The sequence below is a fragment of the Lentzea sp. NPDC059081 genome, from assembly GCF_042738015.1.
GTDB lineage: Bacteria > Actinomycetota > Actinomycetes > Mycobacteriales > Pseudonocardiaceae > Lentzea.
Genome location: NZ_JBHYGW010000006.1, coordinates 393,588 through 416,514 on the forward strand (window position 1 = coordinate 393,588; position 22,927 = coordinate 416,514).

A 22,927-nucleotide genomic window follows, 5' to 3' on the forward strand; every position below is an offset into this window, starting at 1 on the left:
TAACGCAACTCATCGCACGTTCGACGCAACGACTGCCGCAGGGGCTAACAGGCCGTGCCGATCACGCGCGGGAGGTGGAGCAATGCCTGAGCACAGATACCGGCGAACCGCACTGCTGATCGATGTGACAACCTTCGGGGGCACCGATGACGGATTCGACGTTCCCCTCGACCAGCTGAAGGCATTGCCGTTCAGCAACGAGGTCGACGAGCTGGCCACAGCGTTCAAGCAGGTCGGGTACCAGGTTGACAGGATCACGGATCCCGCTTCGGAGGACATGGAAGCGAAGATCCGGGCAGTCGTGCGCGACCACGGCCCTGGTGATGCCGTGGTCGTGCACATCATGACCCACGGCTATACCGGCGAAGTCGTCGAATCGCTCAACATCTGCGGTTCCGACTCGACACGTGACGGCCCGTCGATGGACATGACCATCCTTCTCCGTGACTTCATCCTGCAGAAGAGCGGTCCGCACATCCTGTTCTCCCTGGATTTGTGCTACGCCGGCAAAGCAGCCGAGCTGGATCACGTCATGCGAGTCCGGCACCCGGACAAAGTCTGGTACGTAGGTGCGACGAGCAGCGCAAGAGCGGCGTTTGACGGACGTTTTACCACAGCCCTCAAGAACACCCTCGAGTTGATCCGCGACGGATTGCTGGAAACCGACTCGCGACGGCCGTACGTGCCGTTCAGCGACTTCGCACGCACCGTTCGCGAAGAGTTGGACGAAGTCGTGCGGAAGAGCGAGTCGCGCACCCCGCAGACTGCCACGGCCACTCTCTTCGGTGGTGAACTGGACGTTCGCGACCTGCCCTTCTTCGACAACAGACAGGTGAGTCCGCCGCCTCGAAAAGAGGCCCAGGACGGACTTGCCTACTTCGTCGACGCGGCGAACGTCCAGTTCATCGACGGGCAGAACCACACGGACTTCACCGGACGCTTAACTGAGATCGGCACCCTGCTCACATGGTTGCGCGGAGGTGCGACTGCCGGTCCGCGGTTGGTCACCGGTCGTGCGGGCACCGGCAAGTCCGCCCTGCTCGGTGCACTGGTGTGTGCCACGCATCCGTTGCTGGCCCCGCGCACGACGTCGATCACACAGCGCATCGGGGCGGCACCGCAGATCGACATGATGGCCGCGGTGCCGGCCAGGCACCGCGACGTGGCCGGTCTCGTCACGATGATCAGCGCACAGTTGTTCGGCGCCAGCAACATCCATTCACCGCAGGGACTTGCGACCGCGCTGCGGTCGCACCGGGAACAACACCCGGACGACCCGCCGGCTGTCATCGTCGTCGACTCGCTGGACGAGGCCACGGCTCCGGCACAGGTCTTCAACACCCTCCTGCGCACTCTGAGCGAACTGCGGGACACGCGCGACCAGCCCATCTGCGAGGTGGTGATCGCGAGCAGGAGTACGTCCGAGGTCACAGACGTGATCCGCTCGGCGGCCACCGGCGTGGTCGACCTCGACGTCGCCGATCCCACGCAGCTGCGCAAGGACCTGGAGAGCTACGCGTGGAACCTCCTGTCCGATGCCGCGTACCAGATCAACCGGCCTGATGTCCGCGGCGCACTCGCCGGCGCGATCGCAGACAGACTCGTGCGAGCGGACCCCCCGCCAGCCTGGGGCGAGTTCCTGATCGCTCGGTTGTACCTGAACCACCTGATCGAGAGTCGATCCGTGGTGGCGGACGTCGCCGAGGCGACAGCACTCGGTGAGGAGGTCCCTCTCGACGCCGCCGACGCGCTGGAACTGGGGCTCGCGGCCCACGGTGACAAACCTTGGGCTCGCCCGGTGCTCGCCGCGCTCGCCCTGGTGCACGGTCTGGGAGCACCAGCGAAGGTGATCGCCGACCTGGCCGGTCTCTTCAGAAAGCCTTCACACCTGCGCCCCAGCCGGTACGAGCTGGTTCAGGTGCTCAAGGCGCTCGGCTCCTACCTGCGCGTCCTTCCAGCGCCCGACGACGGAGACCTCTACCGGCTCTTCCACGAGGGTCTCGCGGACCACCTGCGCGAGCACCCGATCAGTCCCACCGTTGAGAACCCCGTCACCGCACTCGAAGTCTGCGACGCGTTGATACTGGGCACGCATTCCTGGGCCACCGCCGACCCCTACGTCCTGCGCCACGTCCTCCACCACGCGCGCGGGACGGAGCAGCTGCCAAAGTTGTTGAAGGACAGGGACTTCCTGCTCTGCGGTCGTCCGGAGGTACTGCTCGCCGTCGCGGAAGTCGCCGAGGACACGACACTCGGCGAGCTGCGATCACTGGCTCGTGCGGCGCACGCGGTGATGGTCGAGCACGAACAGGCACCGGGTGACCTGGAACGGCTCGCGGTGGTCGCGGCACGCGAGGGTGACGTCCTGCTGGCAGAAGCGGTCAGCACCGGAACGTACAAGCCCGTGCTCGTGCTCGACCTGCCTCGCCCACCGTCCACTTCGGCGTCCCCTGTGCTGTTGTCCGGCGCCAACTCCAGCTCGGTGGTGCAAATCTACGGCCCCACTTCCGAGTACTGCGAGCTCTTCCAGGTCCGGCACCCCTACCCCGTGGTCTCGTTATGTGCGTCAACGCATCACGGCGATGAGCTCGTCACCGGTGACGACAAGGGCACGGCACGCGTGTGGCCGCTCATCGAGGGCTCCATCCCGCGTCTGATCCTCGCCGGGCACCTGGGTCCAGTTCGCGCTCTCGCCGCGATCGAGCGGGATGGCGAAACACCGATGCTCCTGTCCGCGGACGACCAGGCGTTGCGGCTGTGGAGTTCCGAGGACGGGGAGAAGCTCAGGACGATTCCCTCCGCGGCGCAGCACGTGATCGGCCTGGTCCCGTTCAGCCTTGCCGGGCGCATGCACTCCAGGGTGCTCGTACAGTCCGCGCCGCGGAACTACGTCTACAACCTCGAGGCAGACCACTGGGACCAACTCCCCGGGCAGGCCGGTGTGACGGCCCTGTACCCGGCCGAGAACGGTGTCAGCGCGCTGAGCTTCAGCAAGCACGGCGTCGTGGCGTCCGTAGACCTCGCCACCTTCGCGCATGAGCGCTGGATGCCCTCGGCAGGTGGCGCGGTCACCGCGGCGGCCTACGTTCCAGGGCTGCGCGGACCGGTGGTGGTCAGCGGCGACTCCAGCGGCAGACTGGCGTTGTGGGACCCCGGTACCGGTGGCCGCACCGATCTGGGAGAGGTCAGCGGCGAGGTGACGGCCTTGGCTTCCTTCGTGGTCAACGGCAGGCCGGCCATCGTGTGCGCGTCCGCGGACGGGAAGGTCAGCGTCTGGGACCCGGCGAAGGTCGAGCGGCGCACCAGGTTCGCGGTCTCCAAAAACATCACGGCCTTCGCACACGACTGGTCACCCGCAGAGGAAGAGCACCGTGCCGCACCACTTGTGCGGTGTGGCTGGGGGTTCGAAGGCGTGGTCGTCGCAATGGTCGACGTGGACAACACCGTGCGCGTGCACTGCTCCACCGGAGACTCGCTCACGCTGGGACCGTTCGACCGCGCGATCGCGGGTGTCTCGGTCGTGACGGAAGACGACTGCGCATCGGTGATCGTCGAGGACGATCGAGGACTCGCACGGGTGTGGCATCCGATCACCGGCGCGAAACTGTGGGAGACCGCGGCCAACACCGTGCAGAGCACGCCATCGCTCGGGCACAGCAGCCTCTTCGTCCACGACCGCCTCGTCCGTGTGGAGAAGGGCGACAACGGTGAGATCAGGCTGGTACCACTCGCGGACGACGATCAGGACGTGATCGAGTTCGAGGCGCATTCCGGTCCGATCACCGCTCTGGCGGCGTGGCGGCATAAAGGAACGGCCCGTGCCGCGACCTGCGGCAAAGACGGATTCCTGCGCGTGTGGGACGTCGACTCGCAGACCCTTCATTACCAGATGGAGCTGTCCGGCGCCGCGACGAACATCGTCGCGGTGCGTGGGGACCACCTGGTCGTTCAGACCGACGACGAGGTCATCGTCCTGTCACAAAGGGAGTCCAGATGAGGCAAGTCGTCGTCGGAGTGCACGGCATCAACAACCACCGGCCGAAGCTCAGTCCCGAGGAGGTCGCTCTGGGGCTGTCCCGCAGGTGGGCGAGCGCGCTGGGAGGCGATGTGGACATGACCGTCGCCTACTACGCTCATCACCTCCACAAGACCGTGCAGCAGAGCAGCGTCGACCCCGACCTCCTCGACGAGGAGGAACAGGAACTGCTCCTGGGGTGGGCGACCGAGTTGCTCGGACCGGTGAACGCGATGAACCTCGGCCTGGTGCCGATCCGGCAGCTCATCGAGGCCATGGCAGGCAGCAAGATCGCCATGGCTGTTGCGGAACCACTCATCACGCTGGCCACGCGCGAGGTGCGCAGCTACCTCAAGCGTCGTGACCGCCGGGACAACGCCCGCGACCACGTGGCCGGGGTGGTTCGCGAACGGCGACCGTCGGTGGTGATCGCGCACTCACTCGGTTCCGTGGTGGCCTACGAGGCGTTGTGCGCGAATCCCGATCTCGAGATCGATCTCCTGATCACGCTCGGCTCCCCGCTCGCGATCCGTCGCATGGTCTTCGACCGGCTCGAGCCGAACCCGAACGGCGTGCGACCGGTCCCGAGACCGGGGAACGTCAAACGGTGGGTGAACGTCGCCGACTACGGCGACATCGTCGCCGTGCCGTACAAGTTGGCAAACGCCTTCCAGGTGGACGCGGACCTCGACGTGGACCTCGGCCTCGCCTTCCACAAGGTCGAGGCCTACCTCGAGTCCGATCAAGTCCGCGGCCTGCTCCCGCGGTGATCCTTGCCGACGCGGGGGGTGTGCTGGTCAGGGCACGAGAATCGCGCGCCCACGCACCCTGCCGGCGGCCAGGTCGCCGAGCGCGTCCTGGAACAGGTCCAGCGGGTACTTCTGCGTGTGCAGCGCGACCTTCCCCTGTGCGGCGAGCACCATCAGCTCGCAAAGGTCGTTGTAGGACCCGACGAGATTGCCGATCAGGTTGATCTCCGTCGAAATGATGTCGATCGTGGGGACGTCGATGTTCTCGCCGTACCCGACGACGTGGTAGTCGCCGGCCCGGCGCAACATGCCCAGACCGTCACGAGTGGCCCCGCCTTCTCCCACGAAATCAATGACGGTTTCCGCGCCATGACCGTCAGTTAGATCCATAACCGATGAAATGTGCGTTCCGTCCGCGACAACTCCGTGGTCGGCCCCGATTGACGAAGCGAGCTCCACCGCGTCCGGATTGCGGTCGACGACAATCACCTCGGCGGCGGTCAGCGCCTTCAGCACCTGGACGCCGATGTGACCGAGACCACCCGCGCCGATCACCACGCACCGGTCCCCCGGCCGCAGCCGCCGCGCCGCCTTGGCCGCCGCGTGGTGGGCCGTGAGCCCGGCGTCGGCCAGCGCGGCCACGTCGGACGGTTCGAGGGCGTCGTCGATCTTCACCACGCTGCGCGCCGACGTCTTGAGGTACTCGGCGTAACCGCCGGCGGTGTCGATGCCGGGAAACTCCGCGCCATCGTGCGCGCGGCGGCAGCCCGGTCCGACGTGATCGACATGGACCACCTGCCCGCCGAGGTCCTGGTGAGCGGCGGGCACCGCCTGACCCGTCTGCAGACGTTGGAGCGCGACGAGATCGTCCGCTGCCTGGCCGCACCTGGCGCGACGATCGCCGGGCCTCGGCCGAGCTGGGCATCGGGCGCGCCACGATCTACCGCAAGATGGCGCAGTACGGCATCAAACCGCGTCAGCTCGTGGCCGCGTTGGCGATCCGGAGCGTCATCTGCTGCTGCGAGTCGTCCCGTGCCGTCGGCGTGAACGAGTAAGCGATGCGCCGCTGCTGATCCCGCGTGGAGAACATCCCCGCGTTGTAACCGTACTGCTCCCCCGTCTTGCCCCACACCGTGACACCGTTGAGTGTGAACGTCTGCAGCCCTGTCGAGTAAGCGGCGTCCCGACCGTCCACCATGGACACCTCGGGCAGGGTGAACAACTTCTCCTGGATTTTCGGTGGCAGCAGCTCACCGCTGAAGAGCGCCTTGCTGAACTTGGTGAGGTCTGCCGTAGTCGAGACCATGTCGCCCTCGCCGTACGACCGCGAGGTGTTGATGTCGCTGACGTCCACCAGCCCCTGGCCCGGCACGTTCAGGTAGCCGTGCACATGGCTGCCGCGGAGCGCCGTCTCGTTGCGGCCGGGCACGTAGGTGTTCCGGAGGCCGAGCCGGCAGATGATCCTGGTGTCGACCTCCCGGCCGTAGTCGTGGCCGGTGACCTTCTCGACGACCATCGCGGCCAGCACGTAGTTGATGCCGCGGTACTCCTGCTGCGTGCCGGGCGTGAACTTCGCCTTGGTGTTCGGGATGTGCTCGGCGCGTTCTCCCGGCGCCCAGCGGTCGTACCGGTGCTCGAGGACCTTCTCAGGAGTGCTCAGGTCGGGCATGTCGACCTCGAACGGAATGCCGCTCGTGTGGTTGAGCAGCTGCTCGACGGTGACCGGTTCCAGGTTCGGCGGAAGCACGCCCGGCAGGTAGTGCTGGACGGTCTGGTCGAGGTCGATCTTCCGTTCCGCCGCGAGTTGCAGGGTCACCGTCGCCACGAAGACCTTGGTGACGCTGCCGATCCGGAACCTGTCGTCCGGCCGGACGGGCCGGTGCTGGTCCGCGGTGCCGGCCGTGCCGTACCAGGTGCCCGCCGTGCCGTCGACTCGCAGCTGGGCCGAGGTCGCTGCGGGGTGGTCCAGGTCGTTGATGGCCGACTGGAGGGCTTGAGGGTTGAGCGGGGGTAAGGGAGTCGTGGCGATCAGGGCCGCCATCAGGAGTGTCTTCATGATCGCTACGGTCTCGCTCGCGCGGGGGCGTGACCATGTGGCCAGCCCCCGCGGCCGAGGTGGGGACAGCCCTAGTTGTCACCCAAGGGGTAGGTGTCCGAGTAGTTCACCGTGCACACGAGGGCGTCGCGACGGCACTCGCCGTTGATCGCTTCGAGCTCGGTGACGCTGTGCAGGAAGTCCTCGTCCCTGAAGATGATCAGGTCGCCGGGGACGAGCGTCCCGCGGAAGAGGACGTCACCAGTGCCGTCGTGCAGCATGGTCTCGCCGCCGTCGCAGTTCTTGTCGACGACGTAGACGATGATGTACTGCTCGCCATCGCGGTGGGGCCGGGTCACGACCTTGGACCGCGTGCGGAAGAGGTTGACGCCGAAGGTCCCCCGGACCTGCTGGTCCTGTTCGGGGACGACGGAGAGGATCGCCTTCACCCAGTCGACGAAGTGCTCGTCGGCGGCGAGGTCGGTGCGGACGAACTCGCGACGGCCGGCGTGCTCGCCACGGCCCTCGATCCCGATGTCGTGATGACCCTTGATCGCGATCTCCCCACCGATGCGGTCGTAGCGCAGCACGTCGCGCGCGCGAAGCCGGTCGGCCGGGATGTCGCCCTCGTAGCTGCGGAGGTGCTCATCGGTGAAGTAGGTCTGGTGGAACTTCTCGCGAAACACCTCGACCATGCCCAGCTCGCGGTCATTGGTCACGACGAAGCCCTCGGCCGAGAGCTTCTCGCGCACAGCGGTATTCGGTTGAGTCATGCGGACATCCATCAGTGTGTTGGGTCGGGGAAGGGTCACCCCACGAAGGCCGTGTCCCTGATCGACTCGATGAGCCGCCGCGTCTCATCGGGGTCTAGAGAGCTCTGCATCAGCTCGTCGTGGTGCGCCCGATAGCTGGCAACCTGCTCGACCGTCTCAATCGAACCGAAACCCGCATGTGTTTCAACGTGGACGACGTCTCCCTCCGAGTCGTCGAACTCGAAGTAGGCCCACATGCAGGTGCTCGTGAACGGAGGAGTGGTGCCGAAAGGCAAGACTCTAAGTTCTACATTGGACAAACTGGATCGCTCGATCAGGTGATTCAGTTGATCACGCATGATGGCGGCGCTGCCCACCAGCTGCCTGATGCTCGACTCGTGCGTCACCGCCACGAGCTTCAGCTTTTCCATTCCATCGCGATATTCCAGGGCGTGGCGCCTCTTGGCTCGCACCTCCAGTAGCCTTTCCAGCTCCTCCTGGCTGTGCCACGGTTCCATCCGCTCGTACAGGGCACGGGTGTATGCCGGCACCTGCAGCAGCACGGGCAGCACCGGGATCGTGTAGACCCGGATCACAGCCGCCTCGGCCTCCATCGCGACGTGGAGGTCGAGACCGCCCCTGATGGCGGGCAGGTAGCTGTGCCACCACTCCTTCTTGCTCGCGGCACGCGTCCAGCGCATGAACTGCTCGGCTTTCACCGAGCCCTCGAGCTTGAAGTAACGGATGAGGTCCTTGACGTCCCGAGGTGTCGGGTTGCCCTGGGCGGTCTCCAGCCTGGACAACTTCGACTTCGAGATCATCAAGACCTCCGCGAGGTCTTCGAGCGTCAGCCCGGCGTCCTCCCGCAGCCTGCGGAGTTCGGCTCCGAGCAGCTTGCGCGGCCTGACTGGTCCTTGGACCGACGTCATGATCTCGCCCTCGCAAAGGTCTTCTGGGAGTCGTCAGGTGGGATTCCCAGGATGCGGATCGTAGAGGCACGCCTTTTCCCAACCTCATCAGGGTGGCATAGCGCATCGCTCAAGTGCCGTCAGACCAGGGCAAGGCCCCTGAATGGCCGCATACGCCACACGTGTGCGCGCCTCTGGACCTCGCGCCTAGGCCAGTCAGGTGGCGTCCTCCAAATATGCACCGTGGGAATTGCAGGGCGGGAGGACCAGCAATCAGACTTGAGCCGCAAGCCAGACGCGCGCGAACCGCGCAGCTCTGCAGCAGCGATCCCAGGGGGGATGGCATGGACGGCCCACCTCTGACACCGCCCCGGCATCGGGTGATCTTCGCGATCGACATCGAGGATTCCACCACGAGGACCAACTCCGCCAAGGGAAACCTTCGGCGGGTGATGTACGAGCTGTTCGACCAGTGCATGCAGATCGCCGGGGTCCGTGAGCACCACCGGGACCCCCTTGTGGACAGGGGAGACGGGATTCTCGCGCTGGTCCACCCCGTCGACGAGGTCCCGAAGACGCTGTTCCTGGACACCGTCGTCCCGTTGCTCGCGACGCTGCTGACCGCGCACGCCCACAGCTTTCCCGACGAACGCATGCGGATGCGGTCGGTCCTGCACGCCGGCGAGGTGCACCAGGACGGGTACGGCCACTTCGGCGAGTCGATCGACGTGGCGTGCCGGCTGCTCGAAGCCCCCGACCTCAAGCAGCGGTTCCGCGAGATCGCGGAACCGCTGATCCTGATCGTGTCGAACCACATCCACGAGACCGTGGTCCGGCACGGCTACCAGGGCATCGACCAGGACTCATACCTGCCCGGCCCGTTGGTGCGGGTGGGAACGCAGCGGTTCCGCGGCTGGATCCACGTCCCGACTGGCGACGACGAGCTGCATCGCAACGCCTGGCCGTTGGTCAGGGTGCACAGCCAGCCGACGTTCAGACCGGCAGACGACCCGAGACCCTTCCCGTTGAGACCACCGGTGCTGACCGAGGAGCGCTCCGCCTAGCACTTCACCCAGTACCCCGGCGAAGTCTGCCGGATCGAACTGGTCGTGAACGTGTTCCACAACCCGAGCGCCTGGTTCGACCCGAGCGCATAGGTCTGCCCGAGGTTCGCATAAGCACGCCCAGCCACGGTGTGCGCGTAGTTGGAAGCGGAAACGCACTCCGACGCAGGAGGAGTGGTGGTAGTCGTGGTCGTGGTGGTGGTAGTAGGCCCAACGCCCGAACTCAAAGCCCGCACCATGTTCACCACCGCGGTCATCTGCGGCCCGCTCTTCACCGCGTACTGCGCCGACTGATACCCCCACCAGTCCCAGCACCCACGCGGGTTCGCCCCCAGCGTGGTCGCCTGCGGGTAGAGCACGATCATGTTGTTCGTGTCGGCGTACTCGTTGAGATAAGCCTTGTCCATCAACGCATTCCCGACGAGCCCGTAGTACTGGTAGCACCCGTGCAACGTCACCATCAGCTTGCAGGCACCGGTCTCACAAGCCGAAGGCACGTAAGCGAACCCCTCACGTCCCATGCTCACGGAAGCAGCGTTGCCGCCGGGCACGTAGGTGTTCTGGTCGAACTGCACGAGCTTGCCGGACAACGAAGAAGCCGCCGAGTTCACCGAACCGAACAGGTGCGAGAGCATCTCCCGGACAGGATCCGCCGAACCGCACTTGTTGATATAAGGCGAAGAAGTCGCCCCGCAAGCGTTCGGGCCGATCGGGCTCACCCACGCATGGCCGGCCGCCGAGGAGTTGTTGTAGACGACCCGCGCGCCGAAGTCGCGGTAGTAGGTGGCCAGGTCGTTGTTCACGGCGGTGTCGACCGTGGAGTCGGCGGTGCCGTGGAACAACCACACCGGGTCGCCCGAAAGGTTCTGCGGTGAGTCCACGCTGCCGCTGGAGGCACGGCTGCGGGTCAACGACTCCAGCTCGGCCGGAGTCTTGCGCGGCAGGACGGTGTCCATGCAGGCGGACAGGGCGGTGCTCACGCTGTTCTGCGCGCAGTCGTAGGGGCCGGCCGAGAAGATGCCCGCGCCCTGGAACAAGGCCGAGTAGGCGACGTGGAGCTGGTTCGCCATGTAGCCACCGGACGAGATGCCGCTGACGTAGGTGCTGGTGATGGTGTACTTGGCGAGAGAGCCGGGCTGCGGCGTGGGGACCGCGGCGATGGACATCGACAGGGATGCGGCGGCCAGACCCGTGGCCGCGCCGAGTGCCAGGAACACGTTCCTCAATCGCATGTGCTCGCCTCCGTCGTTGCAGGCAGGAGCATCGAGGCTAGAAGCCGGCGACGGGCCGCCACCACGTGTGCGATCGATACGGTCCGGTGGCGCCGGACGTCGCAAGACACCATTGCCGGGACCCGCGGCAGGCCATATAGTGCGCGCGGACCAATTCGCCGCGAAACTTCTTGCAGCCTCTCCCGGTGAGCGCCGCCGCCTGGTACGACGGGGGAACCCCTGCAGCAAGGAGACAACGTGGTTTCCTCGGCTTTTCGCGTCCTGCTCACGGCCGTGCTGGCCGTCGTGCTCTGTGCACCGTCGCAAGGTTTTGCGACACCGCCGGGCAACAAGGACGTCACCGTCACCCTCTTCCAATGGCCGTTCTCGCGGGTGGCCTCGGAGTGCACGAACGTACTGGGCCCCAAGGGCTACGGGTACGTGGAGGTCTCACCCGCGACCGAGCACATCCAGGGTCCGCAGTGGTGGACCTCCTACCAGCCCGTCAGCTACCGCATCGCGGGCAGGCTGGGCGACGAGAACGCGTTCCGGAGCATGGTGAGCACCTGCCACAACGCCGGCGTGAAGGTGATCGCCGACGCGGTGATCAACCACATGAGCGCGGGCTCGGGCACCGGCACCGGCGGCACCGGGTACTCGAAGTACAACTACCCCGGCGTCTACAGCGACTGGGACTTCCACTCCTGCCGCTCGTCGATCAGCAACTACCAGGACCGTTCCAACGTCCAGAACTGCGAGCTCGTCGGACTGTCCGATCTGGACACCGGCAGCGACTACGTGCGGGGCGCGATCGCCGGCTACCTGAACCGGTTGATCGGCATGGGCGTCGACGGGTTCCGGGTCGACGCGGCCAAGCACATCGCCGCCGCCGACCTGGCCGCGATCAAGGGGAAGCTGAGCAACCCCAACGTGTTCTGGGTGCACGAGGTCATCTACGGCGCGGGTGAGGCGGTCCAGCCCGGCGAGTACACGGGCTCCGGTGACGTAGACGAGTTCCGTTACGCCTACGACCTCAAGCGGATCTTCACCAACGAGAACCTCGCTTACCTGCGCACGTTCGGCCAGGCGTGGGGCTTCCTGCCCAGCGGTCAGGCGCGGCCGTTCGTGGACAACTGGGACACCGAGCGCAACGGTTCTACGTTGACCTACAAGGACAACTCCACCTACACGCTGGCCAACGTGTTCATGCTCGCGTGGAACTACGGCGCGCCGCAGGTCTACTCGGGCTACGAGTTCACCGACAAGGACGCGGGCCCGCCCGGCAACAACGTCTGCTACAGCGGCTGGAAGTGCCAGCACGCGTGGACGCAGATCGCGAACATGGTGGCGTTCCGCAACACCGTCGCCGACACCGACGTGAACAACTGGTGGGACAACGGCTACGACGCCATCGCGTTCGGGCGCGGCAACAAGGGCTTCGTGGCGATCAACCGCGAGACGTTCGCCGTCACGCGGACGTTCCAGACCGCCCTGCCCGCCGGAACTTACTGCAACGTCCAGGAGAACGGGTGCGTCCGCGTGACCGTCGACTCCTCCGGCAGGTTCACGGCGACGCTCGGCGGCGGAGTCGCACTGGCCCTGCACGTCAACGCGCGAGGCTAGTGGCGAACGTCGAAGAAGGATGATCGGGCCCGCTGCGGCGGCTCGCGGGCCCGATCAAGATCCGCAGGACTCCCTGACCACCAGCCGGGTCGGCAGCACCACAGGGCCTTCCGGCCCGGCTCCGGTGACCATCGCCATGATCGCCTTGGCGGCCGCCACCCCGAACCCCGGCTTGTCCTGGGCCACGGTGGTCAGCGCCGGTTCGACGACGGACGCGATCTCGATGTCGTCGAACCCGACGAGCGCCAGGTCCTCCGGCACCCGCACCCCGGCGGCGCGGGCGGCGAGCAGTGCGCCGACCGCCATCTCGTCGGAGGACGCGAACACGGCCGTGGGCGGGGCGTCCAGGTCCAGCAACCGGTCCATGGCGGCGGTTCCGCTCGCTCGGTAGAAGTCACCGGCGACGACGTACTCCGCGCGCTCCTCCAGTCCCGCCTCCCGCAATCCGGCGCGATAACCGGAGACGCGGGCGTCCGACGGCTGGTTGCCGGGCGGCCCGGTGATCGTCGCGATCCGCTTGTGTCCCAACGACACCAGGTGGCGGACGGCATCGCGTGCGCCGCCCGCGTTGTCCGAGGTGACGTAGGTGGCGCGGGGTCCGTCGACGGCGACGTCCAGCGCGACGCAAGGAACGCCGGACTGGGCGAAGACCTCGAACGCCTCCGCGTCCGACCCGCTGTCGATCAGCACCACACCGCCGAGGTGGTGGCGGCGGGTCATGTTGACGTACCCGACCGGGTCCGCGAGCGACGCGCCGACCTCGCGGGCGTCGCCGCTGGTCGCGAGCATCAGCAGGTGGTAGCCGTGCGCGCTGAGCGCCGACTTCAGGCCGATCAGCAGGTCCTGGAGGTACGGGTGCCGCCAGCCGGGCCGGCGGTGGTCGGTGTCCCAGACCAGCCCGATCATCGTGGACTGCTTCGTGGACAACGAACGCGCGGCCTCGTTCGGCCGGTAGTCCAGCTCTTTCGCGACCCGCAGCACGCGTTCGCGCGTTTCCTGGTTCACCGTTTCCGGCTGGTTGAAAACGCGTGACACGGTCGCCACGGACACCCCGCAGAGCTGGGCGATCTCGCGCCCGGTGGCCATCGGACCTCCGTCTCACCGTAAGCGGTTACATCAACCTACGATCCAGACCTTACCTAGTCAAATCGGGTGACGTAGTTGATCTGTTTATCATCTCGTTACTTGACGGCTACCGCGTAACCCCGTTGTCATAGGCGCCACACATCTTCGTCCGGCGATTTTCAGCGACGCCGGTTCATCGCTCGAAGAACCACCTCTTGGGCTTGAACGCGCCCAAAAATCGACGGAGGCCTCGAATGCGCCCCAAAGCACTCGCCCTCGGCGCTGCCGTGCTGGCGACCGGCTTGGTGCTCAGCGGTTGCGGCAGTGACGCCGCGTCCGGCGGCAAGACCAAGCTGACCATCGGGTTGTTCGGCAACTTCGGGTACGCCGAGCTGCTCAAGGAGTACGCGGCAGCGCACCCGGACGTCGAGATCACCGACCGCACCGCGTCGTACTCCGACCACCACAAGAACCTCGCGGCGCACCTCGCCACCAGCAGCGGCGCCGCGGACATCGAGGCGGTCGACACCGGGTACATCAACCAGTTCAAGGCCACGCCGGACAAGTTCGTCGACCTCAACACCAAGGGCGGTGACCAGCTCAAGGACCGCTGGCTGCCGTGGAAGTGGGAGGGCTCGATCAGCAAGGACGGCAAGCAGATCGGCTACGGCACCGACGTCGGCGGCCTGGCCATCTGCTACCGCCGCGACCTGCTGCAGAACGCCGGGCTGCCCGCCGACCGCGACCAGGTCGCCGCGCTGTGGCCGACCTGGCAGGACTTCATGAAGGCCGGCAAGAAGTTCCAGGAGAAGGCGCCCGACGGCGTCAAGTGGTTCGACGGCGGCCCGACCGTGCTCAACGCGATCGTCGGCCAGGCGCCGGTCGGCTACTACGACAAGTCCGACAAGATCGTGGTGGGGGACAACAAGGAGATCAAGGCCGGCTGGGACCTCGTCGTCGACGGCGTCAACTCCGGTCTGTCGTCCAAGCTCCTCTACTCCACGCCCGTCTGGAACACCGGCTTCAAGCAGGGCCAGTTCGCGACCGTGACCTGCCCGGCGTGGCAGATGGCGAAGATCAAGGACCAGGCCGGGCCCGAGGCCGCCGGCAAGTGGGACGTCACGTCGGTTCCCGGCGGTGGCGGCAACTGGGGCGGCTCGTACCTGACGGTGCCGAAGTCGGGCAAGAACGTCGACAAGGCCGTGGAGCTGGCGGCGTGGCTGACCGCGCCCGAGCAGCAGGCCAAGGTGTTCAAGAGCGCCGGGCTGCTGCCGTCGATCCCGAAGCTGTACGAGGACCCGTCGATCGTCGACTACAAGAACCCGTACTTCAACGACGCCCCGATCGGCAAGCTCTTCACCGACGCGGCGAAGAAGCTGAACCCGCAGTACCAGGGCCCGAAGGCCGGTGACATCCAGACGGCGATCGGCAACGCGATGCAGCGCGTCGAGCAGGGCAAGCAGAACGGCGAGGACTCGTGGCGCCAGTTCGTCGGCGACGTCCAGAAGTGACGCGCTGACATGGTCGTGGTGGACCCCCCAGCCCTGGACAAGGCGGCCAGGAGGCACCGGTGGGACGTCAGGTACGCGCCGTACGCGTACGTGACGCCGTACTTCCTGATCTTCGGTGTCTTCGGGCTGTTCCCCCTGCTCTACACCATCTGGGTCTCGCTGCAGGAGCGCAACCTCCTCGACGAGAGCGCCGCCCACCTGGTCTGGTTCGACAACTACGCGACGCTGTTCGCGGACCCGTACTTCTGGAACGCCATGGGCAACACGCTCAGCCTGTGGCTGCTGACCACGGTTCCGCAGATCCTGTTCGCGCTGGGCGTCGCGGCGCTGCTCAACCGCAAGGTGCGGACCCGCACGCTGTTCCGGATGGGCGTGATCCTGCCGAACATCACCTCGGTCGCCGCGGTGACGATCATCTTCGCGCAGCTGTTCGGGCGGGACTTCGGCCTGGTCAACTGGGTGCTGGAGCTGTTCGGCGCCGGGCAGATCGACTGGCAGGCCGGCACGGCGACCTCCCACATCGCGATCGCCGTGATGGTGGTGTGGCGCTGGACCGGCTACCACGCGCTGATCTTCCTGGCGTCGATGCAGGCGATCTCGCCCAGCCTGTACGAAGCGGCCACCCTGGACGGTGCGAGCGGGTGGCAGCAGTTCTGGCGGATCACCGTCCCGCTGCTGCGGCCGCAGATCATCTTCACGACGATCATCGCGACCACCGGCAACATGCGGCTGCTGGCCGAGCCGCTGCTGTTCAACCCCGGCGCGGCGGCCGCGACCGGCGGCTCGGACCGGCAGTTCCAGACGGCCGCGCTCTACCTCTACGAACAGGGCTTCACCAAGTACGACTTCGGCTACAGCTCGGCGATCGCCGTCGTGCTGGCGATCGCCACGGTCATCGTCGCCGGCTTCGGGTACCTGGTGACCAAACGGATCCAGACGGAGTGAGGAACCCATGACCGCTGTGCTGGATCCTCCCGCGCCGGTGCGTCCCACCGGCCCCGTGACGAGGGCGCGCCGGGTCGTCCGGCGCGCCGCCGGACCGTGGACCTACGCCGCCCTGATCGCGGTGCTGGCCGGGTCGGCGTTCCCGGTGTACTGGTCGTTCGTGGTGTCGTCGCAGACACCGGACGCGATCGACCGGGTGCCGCCGGTCCTGGTGCCGGGCGGCCACCTGTTCGAGAACATCGCCCGCGTCTTCGACACCACGGACTTCGCGCTGGCGTTGATGAACTCCATCATCGTGTCGGGCACGGTGACGGTGTCGGTGGTGCTGTTCTCGACGCTGGCCGGGTTCGCGTTCGCCAAGATGAAGTTCCGCGGCCGCAACCTGTTGCTGCTGCTCGTGATCGGCACCCAGGCCATCCCGACCGAGCTCGGCATCATCCCGCTCTACATGATGATGAGCGAGTTCGGCTGGGCCGGCGAGATCCACGCCGTGATCGTGCCGGGCCTGGTGACCGCGTTCGGCGTGTTCTTCATGCGGCAGTACTTCGAGCGGGCGATCCCCGACGAGCTGCTCGAGGCGGGCCGGATGGACGGGTGCCACTCCCTGCGGCTGTTCTGGCACGTGGCGCTGCCCGCGGCCAGGCCCGCGGCGGCCGTCCTCGGGTTGTTCACGTTCATGCAGGCGTGGAACGACTTCTTCTGGCCGCTCGTGGTGCTGGTACCGGAGAACCCGACGGTGCAGACCGCCCTGTCCACCCTGGCGAGCGGCTACACCACCGACTACACGCTGGTGCTGACCGCCGCGACGATCGGCACGGTGCCCGTGCTGCTCGTGTTCCTGTTGTTCGGCCGCCAGATCGTCGGCGGCATCATGTCCGGCGCCGTCAAGGGCTGACCCTGCCTGAGGAGACTGTTGTGAGCTTTCCCGCCAGCTTCCGCTGGGGTGTGGCGACCTCGGCCTACCAGATCGAGGGGGCGGCGCGGCTCGACGGCCGCGGTCCGTCCATCTGGGACACGTTCTCGGCCGTCCCCGGTGCCGTCGCGTCCGGCGACACCGGGGACGTGGCGGCGGACCACTACCACCGCTGGCCGGAGGACGTCGGTCTGCTCGTGGACCTGGGCGTCGACGCCTACCGGTTCTCGGTCTCGTGGTCGAGGATCCTGCCGGAGGGCCGCGGCAAGGTGGAGCAGCGCGGCCTCGACTTCTACCGGCGGCTCGTGGAGAAGCTGCTGGAGCACGACGTCGAGCCGTTCGTCACGCTCTACCACTGGGACCTGCCGCAGGCGCTCGAGGACGAGGGCGGCTGGCGCAACCGCGACACCGCCGGCTGGTTCGCCGACTACGCCGCGACCGTGCACGAGGCGCTCGCCGACGTCGTGACGAAGTGGACGACGCTGAACGAGCCGTACTGCTCGTCGATCGTGGGCTACGGCGAGGGCCGGCACGCGCCGGGTGCCCGCGAAGGGCACGGCGCCCTGGCGGCGGTGCACCACCTGCTGCTGGGCCACGGCCTGGCCGTGCAGTCCATGCGCGCCAACGGTGTGGCGGGCCAGGAGTTCGGCATCGTGCTCAACCAGTCCCCCACCGTGCCGGTGACGGACTCCCCCGCCGACGTCGCCGCGGCCGTCCGCCAGGACGTGTTGCTGCGCAGGCAGTTCACCGACCCGTTGTTCGGCGGGGAGTACCCGGCGGAGATGCGGGCGATGTACGGCGACATCACCGACTTCTCGTTCCGGCACGACGAGGACCTGCCGATCATCGGCCAGCCGCTGGACTACGTGGGCCTGAACTACTACTACCGCCTGCACGTGGCCGACGCGCCGCACCGCGAGCCCGACCCGGCCAAGCGCACTGCCCACGACATCGGCGTGGACACGACCCAGCTCCCGGACGTCCCGCGCAGCGGCATGGGCTGGCCGGTCGAACCCGTCGGCCTCACGATCGCCCTGGAGGACCTCAAGGCGCGCCACCCGCACCTGCCGCCGATCTACGTCACGGAGAACGGCTGCGTCTTCCCCGACAACGAGAACTTCGAGGACACCGACAGGATCGCGTTCCTGCGCGACCACATCGCCGCCGCGAAGGCCGCCGACGTCGACCTCCGCGGCTACTTCTGCTGGTCACTGCTCGACAACTTCGAGTGGGCGCACGGCTACAAGCACCGCTTCGGCCTGATCCACGTCGACTACGCGACGCAGAAGCGCACCCCGCGTGCCAGCTACCACTGGTACCGCGACTTCATCACGGCTCGACGGCAGGGCAGCTAGCCACCGGCGTCTTCAGGGAGAGCAGGTACTCGTCCACCCCGCCCCGCGTGCAGGCGTTGCGCGGATAGGCGATGTGACCCCATCCCTCGTACGTGAGCAAAGCGGTGTTGCGCGGCGCCTGCCGCTGGATGTTCACCGCCCACTCGTACGGGGTGGTGGGGTCGTGCCGTGCGCTGAGCACGAGGACCTTCGGCGCCTTGCGGATGTCCAGCCGGTGAGGCGGGTTGGCGGGCGGTCCCGCGATTCCGGCGCACGCCATGGCCTCGTCGTGGCCGAGGAAGGTGCCGCGCATGATCGGCGACCTCCGCAGCTCGTTCTCCCGCATCCGCGTGTAGTCCCGGAAGCTGTCGAGCCGCAACGAGAAGTCCTGGCACACCGACGCGAGCCGCACCGAGTCGTAGTTGGGCTCGAAGTACGCGGCCACACCGGCACGGCCGGCGATGTACTCGGCGGCCCAGGCCCAGTCCGGACCACGCAGCCCGTAGTACATGCTGTCGAGCAACTGCTGCCGGCCGCCCGGTTCCCCGTCTGCCCGCACGAGCGCCGCCTCCCAGGCGTCGTAGACGTTCCGCCCGTGCAGGGCACAGGACTCCGTGCGGTCGCACCACCGCGCGAACTCGACGAACGCGTCGTCCGCGGCGGCGGCCCGGTCCCCGACGAACCTCTGCAGGCCCGCGCTGTGGTCGACCACGCTGTCCAGCACCATCGCCCGGAGCCGGTCGCCGAACATCTCGGCGTAAGTCTGTCCGTACACCGTTCCGTAGGACAGCCCGAAGTAGCTGACCTCGCGCTCTCCCAGCGCCCGTCGCACCGCGTCCATGTCCCGCGCGACCGTGGCGCCGTCGGCGTTGTCGAACACCGGCCCGCTGCGCTCCCGGCACTGGGCCACGACCCGCCGGTTGTACCGCAGGACCGCGTCGAACCCGGCCTCGTCGGTGGGGTGGATGCCCGGTGCGTCCGTCATCAGGTCGGAGCACCGGATCGCCGAGCTCTTCCCGGTCCCCCGCGAGTCGATGCCCACGATGTCGAAGCGGGCCCGGATCTCGTCGCTGAACAACCCCGACAACGCGAACTCCGCCGCCGACCCGCCCGGACCGCCGGGGTCCACCATCAGCACGCCGATCCGCCGGGCGGGATCGGAGGCGACGTGCCGCGCCACCGCGACGTCGACGCGCTGCCCCCGCGGCTTGTCCCAGTCCATCGGCACGCTCAGCGTCCCGCACTGGCCCTCGGCGTTGTCGGGGCACGGCGCCCACTCGATCGACGGCGCTCTCTCCGCGGGTTCGGCGCTCGCCGAACCGGCACTGACAACCAGGATCACGGCAGCGAGGAGTGCTCGTGTCATCGTCACGGAGGACATCATGCTGCAGATCCGCGGAGGCGTCCCTGTTGAGACACCTCCGGTCAGCGTGCTCTGACGGGCAGGAACGTGCGGATGTCCAGCACTGCCGACCAACGGCGCCACCGCGGTACCGCCGTGCGCATCAGCCGCCGTGCCTCCCGCACGGCCGACCAGTACGCGTCCACGGCGGCCTGGTCAGGAGTACCGGGGCCGAACACCGTGTTGTCCGCCTGCGCGGCGAGACGGCCGAGGTCGAAGCCCGCCAACAGGTTCGCCTCCTGACGACGTGTCAACCCGCGCGGCACCCGTGCACCCAGGTCCCTGGCGTGGTCGACGAGCTCGCGCCAGCCGGTGGCGAACCGCGTCGCGGTGCTCCCCCGCGTCCGGCGGCGATGCCTGCGCACGGCCTTCCCGCCGACGACCAGGCCGATCACGGCGGCGATCGGCAGCAGCACGGACCCGGCGTCGACCAGCAGGTCCACCAGCCACCGCGGCAGCACCGCCACGCCGGGATCGCCGATGCCGACACCGGACGCGTCCGCGCGGCTCGCGTCGATGAGGGAGCTGGGCATCTTCATCGTGTTCGGCGGCGGGACGACGGCGGCGTCGGTGTTCTCGATCTCCTGCGGTGGCTGGTGGTCCGGCCGTTTCGAGCGGTCGGGCATGTACTCGGTGTTAGGGATGACCGCCCACGTGCCGTCCGCGAGGTGGATCTCCACCCAGGCCTGGACGTTCTCGCCGCGCACCACGCCACCCGAGCCGGGCACGGCGCCCAGCACGACCCTGGCCGGCATGCCGATCTCGTTGGCCACCAACGCGTACGCCGCCGCGTACTGCTCGTCGTTGCCCGCCGGGCGCTTGGCGTTGAAGAACGCCGTCAACCGGCCGGTGCTGTGTCCTGGCAGGTACTCCGTCTCGCCGGCGCCGCCGTCGGTGTACGCGCCGTTGTCACGCAGGTACGTGGCCGCAGCCTTGAGCCGTCCGGCGATCGTCGACGCGTCACCGGCCCACTTGGCGGCCTTGCTCCGGACGAACGCCAGGTCCGAGGTCCGCACGGTGGGAGGCCCGAACGGCTGGGCGTCGTCCGGGATGTCTTGCGACGCGAGGACCGTGTGCAGCGAGTACGTGTCACCTTCGCGCAGGCGGTCGGCGACGATGCCGGACGACGTCGCGAGGTTGTAGCGCAGGTTCTCGGTGTGGCCGGCCTTCCGGTCGCCGGTGAACGCGATCTCCCGCGCACGCCCCGCCGTCGGCAGCCACGCACTCAGCTCGTCCGCCGTCGCGTAGGCCGCTTCGATCTTGATCGTGACGTCCGCCTCCGCGCCGGGCGCGGTGACCGGGATGCGCACACCGATTCGTTGGAAGTTGTTTCGTTGCAACGGATTGCTGGTACCGGACGCGTCGTTGGTCGCGCCCCACACGCGCCCGTCGTACCCGTCGAGCGTGGCGATCCGGACGCGTTCCCCCTCCGGCAGGCCCTGCACGGTGAAGAGCGTCTGGTCCCACAGCTGGTTCGCGTCCTTGGTGTGCTTGCGGTAGCCGACCAACGGGCTCGCGTACGCGCCGATCTCGAACGGCGGCTCGACGTAGTTGCGCAGCACCAGCCGGTGCGCGCTGCCGGTACCGGGCAGGACCGGCGCGGCCAGCAACGCGAGTCCCGCGGCCACTCCCACCAGCACGACCGCGGTCACGGCGCGGATCCGGCGCAGCCCGCGCACGCCGGTGCGGTGCCGTCCCGACCGCACCGCGAGCCAGCCGGTGGCCACGGCCGCGAACACCGCGCCCAGCACCCCGGCCGCCTCACCGGTGCCGAGCAGGATCACCGCGGCGAGCACGGCCAGCGGCGCGCCGACCGGGGCCGCGCTCAGCGACACGCGGCGGGCCAGCGTGAAGCCACCCGCTCCGCACAGCAGCCCGAGGATGTACGGGATCACGAGCAGTGGACCGGCACCGTCGACCGGGGGCAACGTGGTGAGCAGCTGCTTCCAGCCGTGCACGCCGACGCCCGCGAGTCCGGCGAGGTTGTCGGGGGTCGGCACGCCCCCGTTCTCGCGCATCGCGACCGCGCCGCCGAGCAGGAAGAACACGGCTATCGTCATGGCGGCGACCGCGATCATCGGCCGGCGCAACGCGGACGCCACGTGCCCGGCGAGGACGCCGAGCGCGAGCCCGATGCCGCCGACGACCAGGAAACCCCAGCCGGTGTAGGTGGTCCGGAAGCCCAGCAGCGCCACGGCGAACAACGCGCACAGGAAGGCGGCGTCGACGAGGTCGTCACGGCGGGGCACGAGTCTGGTCACCGCAGGGTTCCTCCCGCCAGCAGCGCCGGCAGATCGTTCAGCTGTCGCAACGTGAGCACGGAGAACGCGGTGCTCGCCGACCTCGTGGTGCGCCCGGCCGGGTCCACCCGCAGCACGACCTTGCGCACCTCGGGTGGGAACGCCGACACCGCCACCCGCAGGTCCGCGTAACTGTGCTTCGCGCTGGTGAGGATCACGACCAGCGTGGCGTCGGGTGCCGCGGCCGCCGCACGGGTCGCGGACTCGGGGAGCGCGGGCCCGCCCAGTTCGGCACGAGCGAACACGTCGAGCACGTGTTGCGTCCGGCCGGACACGTGTCCCGCGGCGACCACGGTGGTGTCGATCTCGTCCGTCGCGGCGCGTTTCACCACGGAAGCCCCTGCGGACAAGGCCGTCTCGAACACCTCTGGGTCCTCATAGGACTGTTGAGCTCCGTCGACGATCACGACGAGGTGAGCACGTCGCGTGTCGAGGTACTGCCGCACCAGGAACCGTCCGTCCTGAGTGGACGCGGCCAGCTTGGCCGTGGAACGCCAGTGGATGTGCCTGCGGTCGTCGCCCGGCGCGTACTCGCGCAGGGCGTGGAACGCCAGGTCGCTCATCGACACGTCGTTGGTGGTGCAGCCTTCCAGGTCGCGCAGCAGCCCGGTGCCCAGCGGTGCCAGCGGCACGGTCACCGGGTGCACGAACAGCTCGATCGCCTCCCGCACCACGACCGCCCGGCGCACCAGCCCGAGCGGGTCGCCCCGGACCGTGGTGGCCGGTCCGACCGCGATCACCCCGCGCCGCAGCCCGTCGATCTCGACCTCGCGCCCGCCGTCGAACACCTCGACGCGGTCCCGTCCGATCGGCAGCTCGACCTCCGGCGCGAACAACGTCCTGCGCCCGTGGTGCTCGACCTCGACCGCACACCGCGTGGACTCGTCGGGTTGCAGGCGGCGCTTGGGAATCTCGATGCCGACCTCGACAGCCCCACGGCCCAGGGTGAGCCCGCAGGCCGCCGCCATCAGCAGCACACCGGTGGCGCCGAGCAGCACGAGCTCGTCCCACCCGAGCACGGCGCCGAGCACCCAGCCCGCGACCGCCGCGACGGCGAGCAGCCGACCGGACGGCGAGACGGCCTCCAGCCACCGCCCCAC

General features: G+C 68.0%; 16 protein-coding genes and 1 pseudogene. 8 read left to right on the plus strand and 9 right to left on the minus strand.

Features of this window, described 5'->3' with window-relative positions:
• Nucleotides 1-82: 82 nt before the first annotated feature.
• Both ACFWV3_RS17280 and ACFWV3_RS17285 read left to right on the plus strand, forming a co-directional pair.
• Nucleotides 83-3,997, plus strand: coding sequence for a caspase family protein (locus ACFWV3_RS17280; protein ID WP_382412257.1), 3,915 nt, complete (start codon nucleotides 83-85; stop codon nucleotides 3,995-3,997).
• On the plus strand, nucleotides 3,994-4,785 hold the full coding sequence (locus ACFWV3_RS17285; RefSeq protein WP_382412258.1) for a hypothetical protein: 792 nt from the start codon (nucleotides 3,994-3,996) through the stop codon (nucleotides 4,783-4,785). Before ACFWV3_RS17280 ends, ACFWV3_RS17285 begins: the two co-directional genes overlap by 4 nt.
• A 27-nt stretch (nucleotides 4,786-4,812) precedes the next feature.
• Here the strand turns inward: ACFWV3_RS17285 and ACFWV3_RS17290 are convergent.
• From ACFWV3_RS17290 to ACFWV3_RS17305, 4 genes and pseudogenes are all read right to left on the minus strand, one after another.
• Nucleotides 4,813-5,508: pseudogene (locus tag ACFWV3_RS17290) on the minus strand (zinc-binding dehydrogenase); the annotation flags it as partial.
• Nucleotides 5,509-5,740: 232 nt separating this feature from the next.
• Nucleotides 5,741-6,820, minus strand: a complete 1,080-nt coding sequence (locus ACFWV3_RS17295; RefSeq protein ID WP_382412259.1) for a serine hydrolase domain-containing protein — start codon at nucleotides 6,818-6,820, stop codon at nucleotides 5,741-5,743.
• 71 nt (nucleotides 6,821-6,891) lie between these two features.
• Nucleotides 6,892-7,572 carry a 2OG-Fe dioxygenase family protein gene (locus ACFWV3_RS17300; protein ID WP_382412260.1) on the minus strand — a complete coding sequence of 227 codons (681 nt, stop codon included), beginning with the start codon at nucleotides 7,570-7,572 and terminating at the stop codon, nucleotides 6,892-6,894.
• A gap of 35 nt (nucleotides 7,573-7,607) precedes the next feature.
• Entirely contained in the window at nucleotides 7,608-8,480 is an 873-nt protein-coding gene (locus ACFWV3_RS17305; RefSeq protein WP_382412261.1) for a helix-turn-helix domain-containing protein, read from the minus strand.
• 323 nt (nucleotides 8,481-8,803) lie between these two features.
• Here ACFWV3_RS17305 and ACFWV3_RS17310 point away from each other — a divergent pair, with 323 nt between their 5' ends.
• Nucleotides 8,804-9,523: a hypothetical protein gene (locus ACFWV3_RS17310; RefSeq protein ID WP_382412262.1), complete on the plus strand. Its 720-nt coding sequence runs from the start codon at nucleotides 8,804-8,806 to the stop codon at nucleotides 9,521-9,523.
• On the opposite strand, the gene ACFWV3_RS17315 is transcribed toward ACFWV3_RS17310, so the two are convergent.
• Nucleotides 9,520-10,755 carry a hypothetical protein gene (locus ACFWV3_RS17315; RefSeq protein WP_382412263.1) on the minus strand — a complete coding sequence of 412 codons (1,236 nt, stop codon included), beginning with the start codon at nucleotides 10,753-10,755 and terminating at the stop codon, nucleotides 9,520-9,522. The genes ACFWV3_RS17310 and ACFWV3_RS17315 overlap by 4 nt on opposite strands.
• 237 nt (nucleotides 10,756-10,992) lie before the next feature.
• Between ACFWV3_RS17315 and ACFWV3_RS17320 the strand changes: the two genes are divergently transcribed.
• The gene (locus tag ACFWV3_RS17320; protein ID WP_382412264.1) at nucleotides 10,993-12,357 is read left to right on the plus strand and encodes an alpha-amylase family protein; all 1,365 of its coding nucleotides are present in this window, start codon (nucleotides 10,993-10,995) and stop codon (nucleotides 12,355-12,357) included.
• Nucleotides 12,358-12,411: 54 nt separating this feature from the next.
• Here ACFWV3_RS17320 and ACFWV3_RS17325 read toward each other — a convergent pair whose 3' ends face one another.
• Entirely contained in the window at nucleotides 12,412-13,443 is a 1,032-nt protein-coding gene (locus ACFWV3_RS17325; protein WP_382412266.1) for a LacI family DNA-binding transcriptional regulator, read from the minus strand.
• A gap of 233 nt (nucleotides 13,444-13,676) precedes the next feature.
• Between ACFWV3_RS17325 and ACFWV3_RS17330 the strand changes: the two genes are divergently transcribed.
• The 4 genes from ACFWV3_RS17330 to ACFWV3_RS17345 are packed head-to-tail and all read left to right on the plus strand — an operon-like array spanning nucleotide 13,677 to nucleotide 18,146.
• Nucleotides 13,677-14,933: an extracellular solute-binding protein gene (locus ACFWV3_RS17330; protein WP_382412267.1), complete on the plus strand. Its 1,257-nt coding sequence runs from the start codon at nucleotides 13,677-13,679 to the stop codon at nucleotides 14,931-14,933.
• Nucleotides 14,934-14,951: 18 nt separating this feature from the next.
• Nucleotides 14,952-15,878, plus strand: a complete 927-nt coding sequence (locus ACFWV3_RS17335; RefSeq protein WP_382412268.1) for a carbohydrate ABC transporter permease — start codon at nucleotides 14,952-14,954, stop codon at nucleotides 15,876-15,878.
• A gap of 7 nt (nucleotides 15,879-15,885) precedes the next feature.
• Nucleotides 15,886-16,773, plus strand: a complete 888-nt coding sequence (locus ACFWV3_RS17340) for a carbohydrate ABC transporter permease (RefSeq protein WP_382412269.1) — start codon at nucleotides 15,886-15,888, stop codon at nucleotides 16,771-16,773.
• Between the two features lie 20 nt (nucleotides 16,774-16,793).
• Nucleotides 16,794-18,146, plus strand: a complete 1,353-nt coding sequence (locus tag ACFWV3_RS17345; RefSeq protein WP_382412270.1) for a GH1 family beta-glucosidase — start codon at nucleotides 16,794-16,796, stop codon at nucleotides 18,144-18,146.
• Here ACFWV3_RS17345 and ACFWV3_RS17350 read toward each other — a convergent pair.
• Genes ACFWV3_RS17350 through ACFWV3_RS17360 form a run of 3 tightly spaced genes read right to left on the minus strand, consistent with a single transcriptional unit; the run spans nucleotide 18,121 to nucleotide 22,927 of the window.
• A complete protein-coding gene (locus ACFWV3_RS17350) occupies nucleotides 18,121-19,491 on the minus strand; it encodes an alpha/beta hydrolase (RefSeq protein ID WP_382412347.1) in 1,371 nt (456 codons plus the stop codon). The two genes, ACFWV3_RS17345 and ACFWV3_RS17350, sit on opposite strands and share 26 nt — an antisense overlap.
• A 59-nt stretch (nucleotides 19,492-19,550) precedes the next feature.
• Nucleotides 19,551-21,788, minus strand: coding sequence for a transglutaminase domain-containing protein (locus tag ACFWV3_RS17355; RefSeq protein ID WP_382412272.1), 2,238 nt, complete (start codon nucleotides 21,786-21,788; stop codon nucleotides 19,551-19,553).
• Nucleotides 21,785-22,927 (minus strand): DUF58 domain-containing protein, encoded by a 1,143-nt coding sequence (locus ACFWV3_RS17360; RefSeq protein WP_382412273.1) that lies wholly within the window; start codon nucleotides 22,925-22,927, stop codon nucleotides 21,785-21,787. Before ACFWV3_RS17360 ends, ACFWV3_RS17355 begins: the two co-directional genes overlap by 4 nt.